This is a genomic window from Pantoea rodasii (genome assembly GCF_002095465.1).
Classification (GTDB): domain Bacteria; phylum Pseudomonadota; class Gammaproteobacteria; order Enterobacterales; family Enterobacteriaceae; genus Pantoea; species Pantoea rodasii.
Window position 1 is genome coordinate 80247 of sequence record NZ_MLFP01000014.1, and the last position, 15029, is coordinate 95275.

Genomic DNA, 15029 nt, shown 5'->3' on the forward strand with positions numbered 1-15029 from the left:
AAAGTAAAGGAATTCGGTCAGGCGAACACTTCGACCCATTGATTGCTGACGCGCACCGCATAGCTCGCTACAGAATGGGTGGCATCCTCCAGGCAAAAGCCGTCACTCAGGCGGAAGCGCTGTTTCTTCAACGGGCTCGCCACCCACAGCGCGTGCTGGTGTTCTGCAATCAGGCCGCGCGATAACACGCTGGCTTCGGAAAAAGGGTCGATGTTGCTTAAGGCGTAAAGCTGCTCATCGTCACGCGGGCGGAAGATGGCAATCTGCTGGCCATTGATCAGTGCACAGACGCCGGTCGCCGGCAGGATTTGGTTGAGTTCACATACGGAATACCACTGGCTCATGCGTCGATCTCCTCAATCTGGCTGATGGCAATGCGCTCGGCAGGACGCGCCGGACGATGCTGATCGCGCTGGGCAACGTGTTGTACCAGCGGGTCACGCTGTTCGCTATTGATAAAGGTGCTGAAGTGAATTTGCTGCCGGGGATCGTTCACTGTCGCAGCCCATTCGCATTCAACTTCAGCGCGCAGGCGCGCCAGTTCAGTTTCCAGCTGCGCGTTGAGGTTGAGTTTGTCGTCAACAATCACGCTGCGCAGATAGTCGATGCCGCCTTCCATATTTTCCAGCCACAGTGAGGTGCGCTGCACACGATCGCCGGTGCGGATATAGAACATCATGAAGCGGTCGAGGTAGGTGAGCAGGGTGTCGCGATCCAGATCCGCCGCCAGCAAATCGGCGTGGCGCGGCTTCATGCCACCGTTGCCGCACACGTACAGGTTCCAGCCCTTTTCCGTGGCAATGATGCCGACGTCTTTGCCCTGCGCTTCCGCGCATTCACGCGTGCAGCCAGAAACGCCAAACTTCATTTTGTGTGGGGTGCGAATGCCTTTGTAGCGGTTCTCCAGCTCGATGCCGAAGCCAAGGCTGTCACCCACACCGAAACGGCACCAGCTGCTGCCAACGCAGGTTTTCGCCATGCGTAGCGCTTTGGCATACGCCTGGCCGGTTTCAAACCCGGCATCAATCAGCTGGGACCAGATGGCGGGTAGATCGTCGCGCTGGGCACCGAACAGGCCAATGCGCTGTGAACCGGTGATTTTGGTGTAGAGATTGAACTCACGTGCGACGGCGCCAATGGCCATCAAACCTTCTGGCGTGATTTCGCCACCGGCGGAGCGCGGGATCACCGAGTAAGTGCCATCTTTCTGGATATTGCCGAGGAACAGGTCATTACTGTCTTGCAACGGCGCGAGCTGCGGCTTGAGGACATAATCGTTCCAGCACGAGGCGAGCAGTGAAGCTACCGTGGGCTTGCACACCTCACAGCCGTAACCCTGACCGTATTTCGTCAGCAGCGCATCAAAGGATGTGATCTCTTCGACGCGAATCAGGTGATACAACTCCTGGCGCGAATAAGGCAGGTGCTCGCACAGGTGGTTGTTAACTTCGATACCCTGGCGACTCAACTCCGCGTTAAGCACTTGAGTGATCAGCGGGACACATCCGCCGCAGCCGCTACCCGCGCGGGTTTCACTTTTCAGCATTGCGACGGTGTGACAACCGCCCTGAACGGCTTTGACGATATCGCCTTTACTGACATCAAAGCAGGAGCAAATCTGCGCGCTGTCTGGCAGTGCATCCACGCCCAATACCGGTTTCTCACCGCTGCCTGCGGGCAGAATCAGCATTTCTGGGTGCTCGGGCAGTGCGATATTATTCAGCGCCAGCTGCAGCAGATTGCCGTAATCGCTGGTATCGCCGACTAATACCGCGCCGAGCAGCGTGCGGTTGTCTTCACTGACAATCAGGCGTTTGTAGATGTGTTTCTGTTCATCGAGCCAGATGTAACTCCGCGCACCCGGCGTGCGGCCATGCGCATCGCCAATGCCACCGACATCCACGCCCAGCAGCTTGAGTTTGGCGCTCATGTCGGCACCGGAAAAGGCGCTGTCCCGCCCCAGCAACGCATCGCTGGCGACCTGTGCCATTTTGTAGCCCGGCGCCACTAAGCCGAACAGCCGGTTCTGCCAGGCGGCGCATTCACCGACCGCATAAATCGCCGGATCGCGGGTTTGGCAGCGGTCGTCAATGGTGATACCGCCGCGCTGGCCGATTTCCAGCCCACACTGTTTTGCCAGTTTGTCCTGCGGACGAATACCGGTAGAGAACACGATGAAATCCACCTCCAACGCGCTGCCATCGGCGAATTCCAGCGTCTTACCGCCTTTGGCGTGATGCACAATTTGCTGAGTGTTTTTGCCGGTGTGCACGGTCACGCCCATTTGCTCAATCTTGCGACGCAACTGATCGCCGCCTTGCACATCCAGCTGTTCTGCCATCAATCCCGGCGCAAACTCAATAACGTGGGTTTCGATGCCGAGATTTTTTAGCGCACCTGCCGCTTCAAGGCCGAGCAGACCGCCGCCAATCACTGCGCCACGTTTTGTACGGCGTGCGCAGGCTTCAATAGCGTTGAGATCTTCGATGGTGCGATAGACAAAGCAGTCGCTGCCTTCGGAACCTTTGATCGGCGGTATCCACGGGTAAGAACCGGTGGCGAAAATCAGCGTGTCGTAATGCACTGCGCGACCGGTATTAGAGTGAATCAGTTTTTCATCGCGGTTGATGGTGATAGCCCGTTCACCGATCAGCAGCTTCACCTGATGTTTTTCGTAGTAGCCGGGACGCACCAGTGACAGTTCTTCAGCGGTGTGATGGGAGAAGTAGGCGGAAAGGTGGACGCGGTCATAGGCGACGCGCGGTTCTTCACAAAAGACGGTAATGGCAAATTGGTCGGGCTCGGCTTTGTCGATCAGTTCTTCTATAAAGCGGTGGCCGACCATGCCGTTGCCAATAATCACGACACTGTGCTTGCTCATGCTTGCCTCAAAAATTGCGGTATCTGCGCACACGATAGCGCGCTATATCACGCGCTTATTGATGCACATCAAGCACACCGCCATATACCTATTTAGAGGTATGTAACTGATTTTAAAAGAAAATGGTAAGTGTCTTATTTGGTTGGATATTGTGCAGCGTCGGTCATTATCGATTTCACCGTGAAATGTCACTCGGGGCCGCCGATGATGACCCCGAAAACCTATGAGGCTGACTGACGGATTTTCGTGCTAGCTTAACTTGTTGCTTTGAAACAGGAGGAAGGCATGGCGAACCGGTCACTGAAGTGGATCAACAACCTGCGCTTAACGGGCCAGCAGGGCTTGTGGCAGATGGAAATCAGCGGTGGAAAAATTGCGGCGTTGCGTCCGCAGCCGCCGCAAGTCGTGGAGCAGAGTGACACACTGGATGCCGAAGGTGGACTGGCGAGCGCACCTTTTATTGAGCCGCATATTCATCTCGACACCACGCAAACCGCCGGGCAGCCCGCCTGGAACCAATCTGGCACGCTGTTTGAAGGTATTGAACGCTGGGCCGAACGCAAAGCGCTGCTCAGTCACGAAGATGTGAAGCAGCGCGCACAGCAGACGCTGAAGTGGCAAATTGCTAACGGCATTCAACATGTACGCACCCACGTCGATGTCTCCGATCCCACACTGACCGCGCTAAAAGCGATGCTGGAAGTGAAAGCGGAGATGGCGCCGTGGATCGACATTCAAATCGTGGCATTCCCGCAGGAAGGGATTCTCTCCTATCCCAACGGAGAAGCCTTGCTGGAAGAGGCGCTGCGCCTCGGCGCGGATGTGGTGGGGGCTATTCCGCATTTCGAGTTCACGCGCGAATACGGCGTAGAATCGCTGCACAAAACTTTCGCGCTCGCCAACCGCTATGATCGCATGGTGGATGTGCACTGTGATGAGATCGATGATGAGCAGTCGCGCTTTGTTGAGACCGTGGCGGCATTGGCGCATCGTGATGGCAACGGCGAGCGCGTCACCGCCAGCCACACCACAGCGATGCACTCCTATAACAACGCTTATACCTCGCGGTTATTCCGGTTGTTAAAGCTGTCGAAAATTAACTTTGTCGCCAATCCGCTGGTGAACATTCACCTGCAGGGGCGTTTTGACAGCTATCCAAAACGCCGTGGCATCACGCGGGTGAAAGAGTTGCTGGAAGCGGATATTAACGTCTGTTTTGGCCATGATGATGTGTTCGACCCGTGGTATCCGCTCGGCACCGCCAGCATGCTGCAGGTGCTGCATATGGGACTGCATGTCTGCCAGTTGATGGGCTACGAGCAGATCGACAACGGCCTGAGTCTGATTACCACCAACAGCGCGAAAACCATGCAGTTGAAGGATTACGGTCTGGCGGTGGGTGACAATGCCAGCCTGATTATTCTGCCGGCTGAAAGTGGATTTGATGCGCTGCGCAGACAGGTGCCCGTGCGCTATTCGGTCCGTCAGGGAACCGTGGTGGCGGCAACGCAGCCGGCGAGCAGCGAAATTTATTTGGGCGAGGCGGAAGCGGTGACGTTCCGGCGATAATCGCTTCATAAAAAAGTGCGCATCGATGCGCACTCTCTTGATACTGTACCAGGCAACAGAGGCGAACGTTCAGTGCGCCCCTGTACGTCTCCGGTTAGTGCGTCACATGGCCGTGCTGGCGATGTTTAGTCACAAAGCCCAGCAGCACACACATCACAAATACCACGGCATACAAGCCGTTGGCGGTGGAGAGCGCAGCGTGTGCGCCACCGCTTGCCACAATCGGGCCGGTGACCACGAAGGTCAGCATGGTGCCAACGGTGCCGCAGGTCAGGATAAAGTTGACCAGCTTCGGCGAAGAGACTTTGGTTTGCAGCGAACCCAGCGTGATGATAGTGGTGTAAATGGCGCTAGAGCTGAAGCCAAGAATCATGATGATCCAGTGCAGCATGCTGGCATCATGGGTGGAGACGAACCAGTACATCAAACCGGTGGCCAGGGCCGCCAGCACCATCAGGATGCGTTGCAGATCGAAGAAGCGTAGCAGGAAGCTGAACACCCACATGCCGACCATGTACGCGGTCCAGAAGTTACCGACTAACTGGCCAGCCGCCGCAATATCCATACCCATCGATTTGGTGGCGTATTCCGGTACCCAGGAGATAAAGCCCAGTTGGCCGAGGATGTAGCACAGCGCGGCAACCGACAGGAACAACACGCCGATGCCCCATTTCTCTTTCTCGCCACCCTGAGCTGCAGCCTCGCTTTTCAGCTCTGGGAATTCCACCATCAGCGTCAGCACGAAGATCGCGATGTAAATCACGCCGATGCAAGCGTAAACCCAGTACCACGGCAGTGCGCGCGCCAGCAGCATACCCGCGATAATCGGGAAAACTGTACCGGCCATGCTGAAGAACGAGTCGGTAAACAGCAGGCGTGAGCCGCGCTGACGGCCATCGTACAGATGGGTAATCAGGAAAGTACCAATCGACATGGTGATACCGCTGACCACGCCGAGCACAAACATGCACAGCGAGAAGATGGTCAGATCATGGCTGGTCATCAAACCTGCCACCGCAAGGATCATCAGCACAAAGCCAAAGATCAGCTGGCGTTTCAACGGCACAATCACCATCAGCCAGGCGTTAAGGAATACCGCGACCAGGATACCGGCATTCAGGAAGGTGAAGGTATTGCTCATTTCTGAGATGGGCAGCTGGAAATATTGGGCAATGTTGTCCAGCACCATACCGGTAACAATCACCAGTGCGCCGGTGAGCGCGTAGGAGAAATAGCTGATCCAGGTAAGGCCAATGCGATTACGGTTTGTCATGTTCTGAACCTGTGAAGCGCCGGGATTGGCAAAAAGTGTCATGAATTGTAAATGCAACTGTGATCTTAATAAACAACGAGTGTAACGAGCGGGAAATATTTCATTAATAGTGTGATTTTAATCACGCAAATGATTGCGCGGTCCAAAAAGTATGACAATTGCAACATCAGCGTAAATATCGGTAAAACGCTGGCTCTTGTATAACTTGCTCTTTACAATCGATCTCGTTTTTGAGCTTGCACTCCATGGTAAGGAATCTTTCATGTTTAAACGTACTTTGACAGCGGCAGTCGCCCTGTTAGCGCTCTCTTCTGTATCCGCTACCGCTCTGGCAGCCAAAGGGGATACTCATGTGCTGCTCACCACCTCTGCGGGCAATATCGAACTCGAACTGAATAACCAGAAAGCCCCGGTTTCGGTGAAAAACTTTGTCGACTACGTCAACAATGGTTTCTATAACAACACCATCTTCCATCGCGTGATCCCTGGTTTTATGGTCCAGGGCGGCGGTTTCACCACGGATATGCAGCAAAAGCAGACCGTGGCACCGATCAAGAACGAAGCTGACAACGGCTTGCGTAACCTGCGTGGCACCATCTCTATGGCGCGTACTGCAGATAAAGATAGCGCGACCAGCCAGTTCTTCCTCAACGTGGCGGATAACGCCTTCCTCGACCACGGCCAGCGTGATTTCGGCTATGCGGTATTTGGTAAAGTTGTGAAAGGCCAGGACGTGATCGATAAGATTGCTCAGGTGCCAACCAAAGATGTCGGCCCGTATCAAAATGTGCCGTCAAAACCGATTGTTATCCTCTCTGCGAAAGTCCTGCCTTAATCGCCTGACGCGCCATGCAGCTTTGGCGCGTTGTGCCGCTCTCCGGCAAAGCTAAAATTTGCTCTTATACTTAGGGCAAATCGTTTGCCGGAGGCCCTATGACCCGCCAACTCACTGAGAAACAAAAAGCCACCCTGTGGCAACAGCGCCGTATGGCCAGTTATCAGGCTAGCTGCCGTCTCGCGGGCTATGTGCTCAATGATGTCACCGCCGAACAGAATGATGATCGTCTTGAGTCACTGAGGAGGCAATATGGCGGATAACAGTCTGGCGGTACGCGACCCTTACGTCTGGCACAACGATACGGTGCTGAAAAATCGCCTCGATATTCATGATGAAACACAACTGCGTAAAGCGGAGCTGGCGTTCAGCGCTGCGCGCCTGGCGACACTGGAACTCGGCCCGAGTAGCACTGGCATGCCATGGTTGTGCCACATTCACCGCACGCTGTTTCAGGATCTCTACAGCTGGGCCGGTGAACTACGCACCCTCGATATCTGGCGTGACGAAACACCCTATTGCCACTGCGAATACATCGAGAAAGAGGGCAATGCGCTGATGAGCGCGCTGGAAGATGAACAACAGCTGACAAACCTGACGCAGGATGAGTTTGTCGCGCGGCTGGCGCATTATTACTGTGAGATCTTCGTATTGCATCCGTTCCGCGCGGGAAATGGCCGTACTCAACGTATTTTCTTTGAACAGCTGGCGCTGCATGCTGGTTATCTGCTGTCGTGGGATAACCTGGATCGCGATACGTGGCGCAGCGCCATCTTAGCCGGGGTTTCAGGCGATCTGGCGGCACTCACTGCGCAGTTTGCAAAAGTGGTGAGTCCAGCGCGCTAAAATGCGTAGAATGGCGGCGGATTGACTGGCCCGAGGGCATTATGCTGCTGTTAATTGATAACTACGACTCCTTCACCTGGAATCTCTACCAGTACTTCTGTGAGCTGGGGGCGGATGTGCGCGTGGTGCGTAACGATGCCATTACTCTTGCGGAGATGGAGGCGCTGCCCCTCACTCATCTGGTGATTTCGCCCGGCCCCTGCACGCCGGATCAGTCCGGTGTTTCTCTGGATGCCATCCGCCATTTTGCCGGTCGTTTACCGATTCTCGGTGTTTGCCTTGGCCATCAGGCGATTGCGCAAGCCTATGGCGCGCAGGTGGTGCGCGCACGTCAGGTAATGCACGGCAAAACTTCTGTTATCCAGCACACCAGCCGGGGTGTGTTTCGCGACCTGAATAATCCGCTCACCGTCACGCGCTATCATTCCCTGATTGTGGCGCGCGATACGCTGCCCGCTGAATTCGAAGTGACGGCCTGGAGCCTGCGCGATGGCCAGCCCGATGAGATCATGGGCTTCCGTCATCGCACTTTGCCGCTGGAAGGGGTGCAGTTCCACCCTGAGAGTATCCTGAGCGAGCAGGGCCATCAGCTATTGGCTAATTTCCTCAGCGCGTAACTTATGTTTGCCTTTGTATGATTTTTTATGCATATTTTGTGATTATATTTTCACTTTAGCTCAACAAATAACCCAATGAGGTCGGCAATGGCAGCGGAAAAACTAGCGGTAACCCGGGAAACATTCGATAACGTGATTTTGCCTGTTTATGCACCAGCGCAGTTCGTGCCGGTAAAAGGCAAGGGCAGCCGAGTCTGGGATCAGCAGGGCAAAGAGTATATCGACTTCTCCGGCGGTATCGCGGTGACTGCTTTGGGTCATTGCCATCCGGCGCTGGTGGAAACGCTGAAAACGCAGGGCGAAACCTTGTGGCACACCAGCAACGTGTTTACCAATGAACCGGCGTTGCGTCTGGCGAGCAAACTGATTGCCGCGACCTTTGCCGATCGCGTGTTCTTTGGTAACTCCGGCGCGGAAGCCAACGAAGCGGCATTCAAGCTGGCACGTTATTACGCCTGCAAAAAACACAGCCCGTTTAAAAGCAAAATCATCGCTTTCCACAATGCGTTCCACGGCCGTACCTTGTTTACCGTTTCCGTTGGCGGTCAGCGAAATACTCCGATGGCTTTGGTCCAAAACCAGCGGATATCGTGCATGTGCCGTTTAACGATCTGGATGCGGTGAAAGCGGTGATTGATGACCATACCTGCGCCATTGTCGTCGAGCCGATTCAGGGCGAAGGCGGCGTGGTGGCCGCGACGCAGGAATTTATGCAGGGCCTTCGTGCACTGTGCGATGAGCACAACGCGCTGCTGGTGCTGGATGAAGTGCAGAGCGGCATGGGCCGTAGCGGCAAGTTGTTCAGCTACGAACACTACGGCATCAAGCCAGACATCATCACCACTGCGAAAGCACTGGGCGGCGGATTCCCGGTGAGCGCGATGTTGACCACCAATGAAATCGCTTCGGTGATGGCACCTGGCGTGCACGGCACCACCTACGGCGGCAACCCGCTGGCCTGTGCAATTGCGGAAACCGCGCTGGACATTATCAACACTCCTGAAGTGTTGGGTGGCGTGGAAGCCCGCCGTCAGCAGTTCGTTGAAGCGCTGCAGGCCATCGACAGCAAATATGATCTGTTCAGCGAGATTCGCGGTAAAGGATTACTGATTGGCGCGGCGCTGAAACCGCAGCACGCCAGCAAGGCGCGTGACATTCTCAACGCGTCAGCCGCAGAAGGATTGATGATCCTGACCGCCGGCACCGATGTGATTCGTTTCGTGCCGTCACTGGTGATCGAACCGACTGACATCGAAGAAGGCATGGCGCGTTTCGCCAAAGCCATTGCGAAGGTGCTGGCAGCCTGATTAGCTTTTTGGACGCAGTACTTTGAGCCAGCTGCCATGATGTGGCCGCTGGCTCCACGCCAGTGAAGAGATGGTGTGCATGACGTTCAGATGCTGCAGAACCCGCTTCACATGCTGTTCCACAATCGTCACCGGCCCCTCATTCAGATTCTCCGGCGCTTCCAGAATATTGCTGTCATTGCCTGGCCCGTCATACGCCAGACGTTGCTGACAGCGCTGCAGCGCAATTTCACAGGATTGAAGATAACGCTCCGCCAGTTTGGGCGTCAGCATGGTGTGCTCGCGCGCCAGAATCGTCATCGCATTAAGATGTTCAACAATGAACTGACTGTGCGTCACCCACATGCGCATGTCTTTCAGATACTGGGCGTTAAAGCCTGGCTCGCTGGATGCCTGATTGAGTGAGTTAAACAGCGCATTGTGCGCCTGGTTGACCTTCATGCGCTGGTACGCCAGCTTCTCTGGCGACTGCTCCGGCCCCAGCAGCATTCTCAGCGCTTCCTGATAGGTATCCAGCGCATCATGCGCGTTACTGCGCAGCAAGCCACTTTGCCACTGCGGCCACAGCCAGATCATGCCCGCAAAGGCAATCAGGCAGCCCATTAACGTGTCCATCATGCGCGGTAGCAAGAACTGCGCGCCGTTCAGCGACAGCAGCTGGAGTGAATACACTGCGGTCACGGTAAAGCCAATCATCGACCAGCCATAATATTTGCGCGTCACCAGATAGCTGGCGAGAGTGATAACCAGCATAAACAGCAGAGTGACCGATTCGGGGACCGCCAGCTGCAGCGAGCCGGCCGCGATCAGCAATCCGGCAAAGGTGCCCAGCGCACGGTGCTGAATGCGCACCCGCGTGGCGCTGTAGCCATTCTGGCTGACGAACATGATGGTCATCAGAATCCAGTAAGGTTTGGGGATATTAAAGAACAGCGCCAGCGCACTGCCGAACATCAGCATCACCGAAATGCGCGCGGCGGTGCGCAATGCAGCGGATTTCAGCGACAGATAGCTGCGCAGCGCCGGGAACAGCGGCAAACGACGCTGGCGATCGGCCATCAGGTCACGGGTGTACAACGGCTTCTGGGTGCGCAGCACGCGAGCGATGCGGCTGAAGTGGTAATAGCAGAAGTTGCCCACCGGATTATCGGGGTTTTGACGCGCAATCTTCTCCAGCGCACCTAACGGCTTCTCCATGTGGAAGCGGTCAGGCAACTGATGATAGAGGATCGCATCGGCCAGCAGGCGCAGGCGCGCAGAGATGGTTTTCGCATTCCAGCGGATCACCGCTTCGGCGTGACTCTGCTCCACCAGTTTCTGCACCTCTTCCGGCTGGTGCAGGCTCACCGAGATGTGTTCCTGCAAATCGAGCGCCACCTGGAATGCACGTGTCAGGCGCTTGTGGCTGTTATCACGATTGGCAGAAAGCATATGCATTTGCTGATAGCAGGTAGTGATCAGATCAACGGCTTTTTGCTGGCGCGCCAGCAGTGGCGGTAACGCCTTTTCCGGATCGGTGAGCTGCGTCAACAAGGTGTATTTGGCATCGCAATAATCCGCCAGCTCGCGATACAGCAGGCTGAGGGTTTCACGCATTGGCTGCTCTTTCCACAGCCAGAACCAGAACCAGTTAAACAGCCCGTACCAAAGCGTGCCACCGATATACAGCAGTGGCGGCACCCAAACCGGCATGCGTCCCACCAGGCTGAGGCTAAAGATGGCGGCAATCAGTGTGGCGGGCAGCAAACGGCCGTGCAGCGGGCTGATTTCGCCGGTCACGCCAATCAGCAGCGGCAATACGAACAGGATCAGCGGTAGCGGAATGGCATAACTGGTGAGGAATTGAATCAGAAAGCTGCCGATGGCAAACAGTGAACCGCCAACAATCAGGCGTTTGAAGAAGCGTTTATGCGGTGTATCGAGACCCGCGATATTGCAGCAGGCAGGCACTAAAGAGAACAGCAGGCCTTTTTGCAGATCGCCAAACAGCCAGCCCAAAGCCACAGGCAGGCACAGCACTAGCGTTTGCCGCAGTGCGTAGTTGACCTCAGGATGATAGATGATTCGGCGCCACATCAGCTCATCGCAAACAAAAACGGCGCGATGTTGCCATCACGCCGTGGGTGATAAGAAATTAGCGGGTGCCGTAAACGACGATGGTTTTACCGTGTGCGGAGATCAGGTTCTGATCTTCCAGCATTTTCAGGATACGACCCACGGTTTCGCGTGAGCAACCCACGATCTGACCAATCTCCTGACGGGTGATTTTGATTTGCATCCCATCCGGGTGAGTCATCGCATCTGGCTGTTTGGCCAGATTAAGCAGCGTTTGCGCGATACGGCCCGTCACATCGAGGAAGGCAAGGTTGCCCACTTTCTCGGAGGTGACTTGCAGACGACGCGCCATTTGCGACGAGAGTCGCATTAAAATATCCGGGTTTACCTGAATCAGCTGACGGAATTTTTTGTAGGAAATTTCAGCCACTTCGCAGGCACTTTTCGCACGCACCCAGGCACTACGTTCCTGACCTTCTTCAAACAGGCCGAGTTCGCCGATGAAATCTCCCTGATTGAGGTAGGAGAGAATCATCTCTTTGCCTTCTTCATCTTTGATCAGTACCGCGACGGAACCTTTCACGATGTAGTACAGCGTTTCCGCTTTCTCACCCTGATGGATGAGCGTGCTTTTGGACGGATATTTGTGAATATGGCAATGGGACAGGAACCATTCGAGTGTAGGGTCTGTTTGCGGTTTGCCGAGAACCATTCGCTATTATCCTCTGTTGTAATCGTGCCCAAAATACAGGGGGCAGTTTTCCCTGTCAGGCGGTGTAATCGTCGAGCGTTTCCAGTAATGGAAAATTATTTCCGGGTAATTCTTAAGCTACGCTTTTGATTCTTCCCGCCTTCGTCTGTTACGACGAAAATATTTTCAGCACTGTTTGTAGCACAGCTTTTGCAAGCTGTCTTCTGTTGTCTCGCTTCAGCAAAGGGCAGAAGTGTCTGGATTGCTGTTTATCAATTGAAAGCGTACTCTGGCGGCAAAATCGCCTCTTCAGGAGAAAGAATAATGCAGGCACGAGTGAAATGGGTGGAAGGGCTGACCTTTCTCGGAGAATCCTCATCGGGTCACCAGATATTAATGGACGGTAACTCGGGCGACAAAGCCCCGAGCCTATGGAGATGGTGCTGATGGCGGCAGGCGGCTGTAGCGCGATTGACGTGGTGTCGATCCTGCAAAAAGGTCGTAATGATGTGGCCGATTGTGAGGTGAAATTGACCTCAGAACGCCGTGAAGAAGCGCCGCGTGTTTTTACGCAAATCAACCTGCATTTTATCGTCAGTGGCAAAGCGTTAAGCGATAAAGCGGTCGCGCGTGCGGTCGATCTCTCGGCGGAAAAGTATTGCTCGGTGGCGATCATGCTCGGCAATAGCGTGAAAATGACGCACAGTTATGAAGTGATTGAGCAATAGAATCAGCGGGCGGCCACGGTGCCGCCGCTACAGAAATTCTGGATTATTCAATCCGTTTACCTTCTATCAGCCGCTGCACTAACGGCGTCATGATCAACTCCATCGCCAGTCCCATTTTACCGCCCGGTACCACCAGCGTGTTCATGTGTGAGATGAACGAGCCCTGGATCATTGCCAGCAGGTAAGGATAGGCAATGCCCTCCAGACCACGGAAATGAATCACCACAAAGCTTTCGTCGAGCGACGGGATTTCACGTGCGGCAAACGGATTGGAGGTATCCACCGTTGGCACACGCTGGAAGTTGATATGGGTGCGTGAGAACTGTGGCGTGATGAAGTTGATGTAATCCTCCATCGAACGCACCACCGAATCCATCACGGCTTCGCGCGAATGACCACGCTCGCCGGTGTCGCGCACCAGCTTTTGAATCCACTCCAGGTTGACGATCGGCACCACCCCGACCAGCAGATCGACATGCTCGGCGACATTTTGCTGCTGCGTCACGACACCGCCATGCAGTCCTTCATAGAACAGCACATCGGTGTTTTCCGGCAGCGGCTGCCACGGCGTAAAAGTACCGGGCACCTGATTCCACGGTACCGCTTCATCATAGGTGTGCAGATACTTGCGCGATTCGCCCAGCCCGGTTTGCCCATAGTGCTTAAACGTGTGCTCTAGCAGACCAAAGTCGTTGGCTTCCGGGCCGAAGTAACTGATGTGGCGACCCAGATCGCGCGCTTTGCGGATTGCCATATCCATTTCAGGGCGGGTATAGCGATGGAAGCTGTCGCCTTCAAGTTCCGCAGCATGCAAATCCAACTGCTGGAAGATTTTGCGAAAGGCGACGCTGGTGGTGGTGGTTCCGGCACCGCTGGAACCGGTAACGGCAATGATTGGATGCCTGGCTGACATAACAGCGCTCCCTGTGAAGTCCGGCGATGAGCATTGTTACCACGAATTGCCGCGCGGTGCATTAACCGCGAAATTCGCCTTTCGGCATAATGTTGACGGATTCATGCAGCTCCGACCACACCAGTACCACTTCGCCGCGTTCCAGCTGGCGGCGCACGTCAGCCACTTTCTGTTCCAGGCTGCGCTCCTGCTCGCCGTAATCGGTGCCTTCACGCAGTACGAAGGTTTCAATCAGGTTTTCCAGGGTGGTCACTTCAAGTTCTTGCCAGGGAATAATCACGATCACACATCCAAATACGTTGAGAGCCAGTCAGGCACGCGTTGTTCCAGCCACATTTTCGGCTTCATTAACGTACCGCCAACAAAGCCAACATGGCCGCCTTTTTGTGTCAGCTGATATTCAATGGAAGGCGACAGTTGCTCCGGCTGCGGGATCACCGCATCGGTCATAAAGGGATCGTCTTTAGCATGGATGATCAGCAACGGTTTGCGCACGCCCGTGAGCAATGGCATGGCGCTGGCACGTCGATAATAGTCGTTGGCATCCAGAAATCCGTGCGCGCGTGCGGTGATCGCATCATCAAACTCACGAATACGGCGAAATGCTCGCAGCTGGCTCAGTTCCACCGGCAGCGTGCCGGGCCAGGCCAGCAGTTTGCGCGTGGCATTCTGTTTCAGCTTGGTCAGCAAATAGTGCTGATAGAAACGCGAGAAGCCAGCATCGAGTTTTTCGCTGCAGGGTTCGAGCGCAAAGGGCGCCGAAATCGCGACGGCAGCATCCACAGGCACATCATTCCCCTGCATGCCCAATAAATAGGCCAGCATATTGCCACCGAGTGAAACGCCCACTGCTGCAGTTGGCACCGTACCCCATTCGCGCTGCAGCCAGTGCAGGAAAAAGGTCGCGTCTTCGGTTTCACCGGAATGATAGATGCGCTCCATGCGATTCGGCTCGCCGCTGCAGCCACGGAAGTGCATCACCACCGCCAGCCAGCCACGCGCCTGACACGCCTGCATCAAGCCATGAGCGTACGGGCTACGGAAGCTGCCTTCCAGGCCATGGAACATCACCATACGCGGCTTGTGGCGTGCCTGTGCCGGATCTTCGCTCCACGCGAGATCGACAAAATCGCCGTCCGGCAGGTCAAGTCGTTGCCAGTGCGGGCGCAAGGTTACGCGCCGACGCAGTATGCGCGGCAGCAGTGTTTGCAGATGCGCGTTACTGAATCCGCGCAGCGGTGTAAATCGCTCGCCGTTCAGGCGATCAAAATAGCTTGGGTAAAGGCTTGTCTGATGCATAACTCGCTGATAGCT

13 protein-coding genes and 2 pseudogenes are annotated in these 15029 nt (G+C 55.2%); 7 read left to right on the forward strand and 8 right to left on the reverse strand.

What is annotated here, in order from left to right; all coding sequences use genetic code 11:
* Nucleotides 1-17: 17 nt before the first annotated feature.
* Together nirD and nirB are read right to left on the reverse strand one after the other, a co-directional pair.
* Nucleotides 18-344: a nitrite reductase small subunit NirD gene (gene nirD, locus HA45_RS16955; RefSeq protein WP_100701786.1), complete on the reverse strand. Its 327-nt coding sequence runs from the start codon at nucleotides 342-344 to the stop codon at nucleotides 18-20.
* Complete coding sequence (gene nirB, locus HA45_RS16960; RefSeq protein WP_100701785.1) at nucleotides 341-2881, reverse strand: nitrite reductase large subunit NirB; 2541 nt, start codon at nucleotides 2879-2881, stop codon at nucleotides 341-343. The genes nirD and nirB overlap by 4 nt, the downstream gene beginning before the upstream one ends.
* A gap of 285 nt (nucleotides 2882-3166) precedes the next feature.
* On the opposite strand from nirB, the gene HA45_RS16965 reads away from it, so the two are divergent.
* Entirely contained in the window at nucleotides 3167-4450 is a 1284-nt protein-coding gene (locus HA45_RS16965) for a cytosine deaminase (protein WP_100701784.1), read from the forward strand.
* A gap of 94 nt (nucleotides 4451-4544) precedes the next feature.
* Here HA45_RS16965 and tsgA read toward each other — a convergent pair whose 3' ends face one another.
* Nucleotides 4545-5723, reverse strand: a complete 1179-nt coding sequence (tsgA, locus tag HA45_RS16970) for an MFS transporter TsgA (RefSeq protein WP_100701783.1) — start codon at nucleotides 5721-5723, stop codon at nucleotides 4545-4547.
* 262 nt (nucleotides 5724-5985) lie between these two features.
* Between tsgA and ppiA the strand changes: the two genes are divergently transcribed.
* From ppiA to argD, 5 genes and pseudogenes are all read left to right on the forward strand, one after another.
* Complete coding sequence (ppiA, locus tag HA45_RS16975; protein ID WP_100701782.1) at nucleotides 5986-6558, forward strand: peptidylprolyl isomerase A; 573 nt, start codon at nucleotides 5986-5988, stop codon at nucleotides 6556-6558.
* Between the two features lie 98 nt (nucleotides 6559-6656).
* Nucleotides 6657-6821 carry a YhfG family protein gene (locus tag HA45_RS16980; protein WP_100701781.1) on the forward strand — a complete coding sequence of 55 codons (165 nt, stop codon included), beginning with the start codon at nucleotides 6657-6659 and terminating at the stop codon, nucleotides 6819-6821.
* Nucleotides 6811-7404 (forward strand): putative adenosine monophosphate-protein transferase Fic, encoded by a 594-nt coding sequence (locus HA45_RS16985; protein ID WP_100701780.1) that lies wholly within the window; start codon nucleotides 6811-6813, stop codon nucleotides 7402-7404. Before HA45_RS16980 ends, HA45_RS16985 begins: the two co-directional genes overlap by 11 nt.
* A 41-nt stretch (nucleotides 7405-7445) precedes the next feature.
* Entirely contained in the window at nucleotides 7446-8021 is a 576-nt protein-coding gene (locus HA45_RS16990) for an aminodeoxychorismate synthase component II (RefSeq protein WP_100701779.1), read from the forward strand.
* A gap of 87 nt (nucleotides 8022-8108) precedes the next feature.
* Nucleotides 8109-9328, forward strand: a pseudogene (gene argD, locus HA45_RS16995) (bifunctional acetylornithine/succinyldiaminopimelate transaminase).
* Here argD and HA45_RS17000 read toward each other — a convergent pair.
* A complete protein-coding gene (locus tag HA45_RS17000; RefSeq protein ID WP_100701777.1) occupies nucleotides 9329-11404 on the reverse strand; it encodes a YccS/YhfK family putative transporter in 2076 nt (691 codons plus the stop codon).
* Nucleotides 11405-11462: 58 nt separating this feature from the next.
* Nucleotides 11463-12095 carry a cAMP-activated global transcriptional regulator CRP gene (gene crp, locus HA45_RS17005; protein ID WP_003852956.1) on the reverse strand — a complete coding sequence of 211 codons (633 nt, stop codon included), beginning with the start codon at nucleotides 12093-12095 and terminating at the stop codon, nucleotides 11463-11465.
* Between the two features lie 303 nt (nucleotides 12096-12398).
* Between crp and HA45_RS17010 the strand changes: the two are divergent.
* A pseudogene (locus HA45_RS17010) lies at nucleotides 12399-12802 on the forward strand (OsmC family protein).
* Nucleotides 12803-12845: 43 nt separating this feature from the next.
* On the opposite strand, the gene HA45_RS17015 reads toward HA45_RS17010, so the two are convergent.
* The 3 genes from HA45_RS17015 to HA45_RS17025 all read right to left on the reverse strand — a co-directional run bounded on the left by HA45_RS17015 (nucleotide 12846) and on the right by HA45_RS17025 (nucleotide 15014).
* A complete protein-coding gene (locus tag HA45_RS17015) occupies nucleotides 12846-13715 on the reverse strand; it encodes a phosphoribulokinase (protein WP_100701775.1) in 870 nt (289 codons plus the stop codon).
* Between the two features lie 61 nt (nucleotides 13716-13776).
* Nucleotides 13777-13995, reverse strand: coding sequence for a YheU family protein (locus HA45_RS17020; RefSeq protein WP_100701958.1), 219 nt, complete (start codon nucleotides 13993-13995; stop codon nucleotides 13777-13779).
* 2 nt (nucleotides 13996-13997) lie between these two features.
* A complete protein-coding gene (locus tag HA45_RS17025; protein ID WP_100701774.1) occupies nucleotides 13998-15014 on the reverse strand; it encodes a hydrolase in 1017 nt (338 codons plus the stop codon).
* Between the last annotated feature and the right edge of the window lie 15 nt (nucleotides 15015-15029).

What these genes read in the sequence shown, in the direction of transcription:
- HA45_RS16965 (WP_100701784.1), top strand. Translation starts at nt 3,167, where the DNA reads ATGGCGAACCGGTCACTGAAGTGGATCAACAACCTGCGCTTAACGGGC.
- tsgA (WP_100701783.1), bottom strand. Translation starts at nt 5,723, where the DNA reads ATGACAAACCGTAATCGCATTGGCCTTACCTGGATCAGCTATTTCTCC.
- HA45_RS17015 (WP_100701775.1), bottom strand. Translation starts at nt 13,715, where the DNA reads ATGTCAGCCAGGCATCCAATCATTGCCGTTACCGGTTCCAGCGGTGCC.
- HA45_RS17000 (WP_100701777.1), bottom strand. Translation starts at nt 11,404, where the DNA reads ATGTGGCGCCGAATCATCTATCATCCTGAGGTCAACTACGCACTGCGG.
- HA45_RS16985 (WP_100701780.1), top strand. Translation starts at nt 6,811, where the DNA reads ATGGCGGATAACAGTCTGGCGGTACGCGACCCTTACGTCTGGCACAAC.
- crp (WP_003852956.1), bottom strand. Translation starts at nt 12,095, where the DNA reads ATGGTTCTCGGCAAACCGCAAACAGACCCTACACTCGAATGGTTCCTG.
- nirB (WP_100701785.1), bottom strand. Translation starts at nt 2,881, where the DNA reads ATGAGCAAGCACAGTGTCGTGATTATTGGCAACGGCATGGTCGGCCAC.
- HA45_RS16980 (WP_100701781.1), top strand. Translation starts at nt 6,657, where the DNA reads ATGACCCGCCAACTCACTGAGAAACAAAAAGCCACCCTGTGGCAACAG.
- HA45_RS16990 (WP_100701779.1), top strand. Translation starts at nt 7,446, where the DNA reads ATGCTGCTGTTAATTGATAACTACGACTCCTTCACCTGGAATCTCTAC.
- nirD (WP_100701786.1), bottom strand. Translation starts at nt 344, where the DNA reads ATGAGCCAGTGGTATTCCGTATGTGAACTCAACCAAATCCTGCCGGCG.
- HA45_RS17025 (WP_100701774.1), bottom strand. Translation starts at nt 15,014, where the DNA reads ATGCATCAGACAAGCCTTTACCCAAGCTATTTTGATCGCCTGAACGGC.
- ppiA (WP_100701782.1), top strand. Translation starts at nt 5,986, where the DNA reads ATGTTTAAACGTACTTTGACAGCGGCAGTCGCCCTGTTAGCGCTCTCT.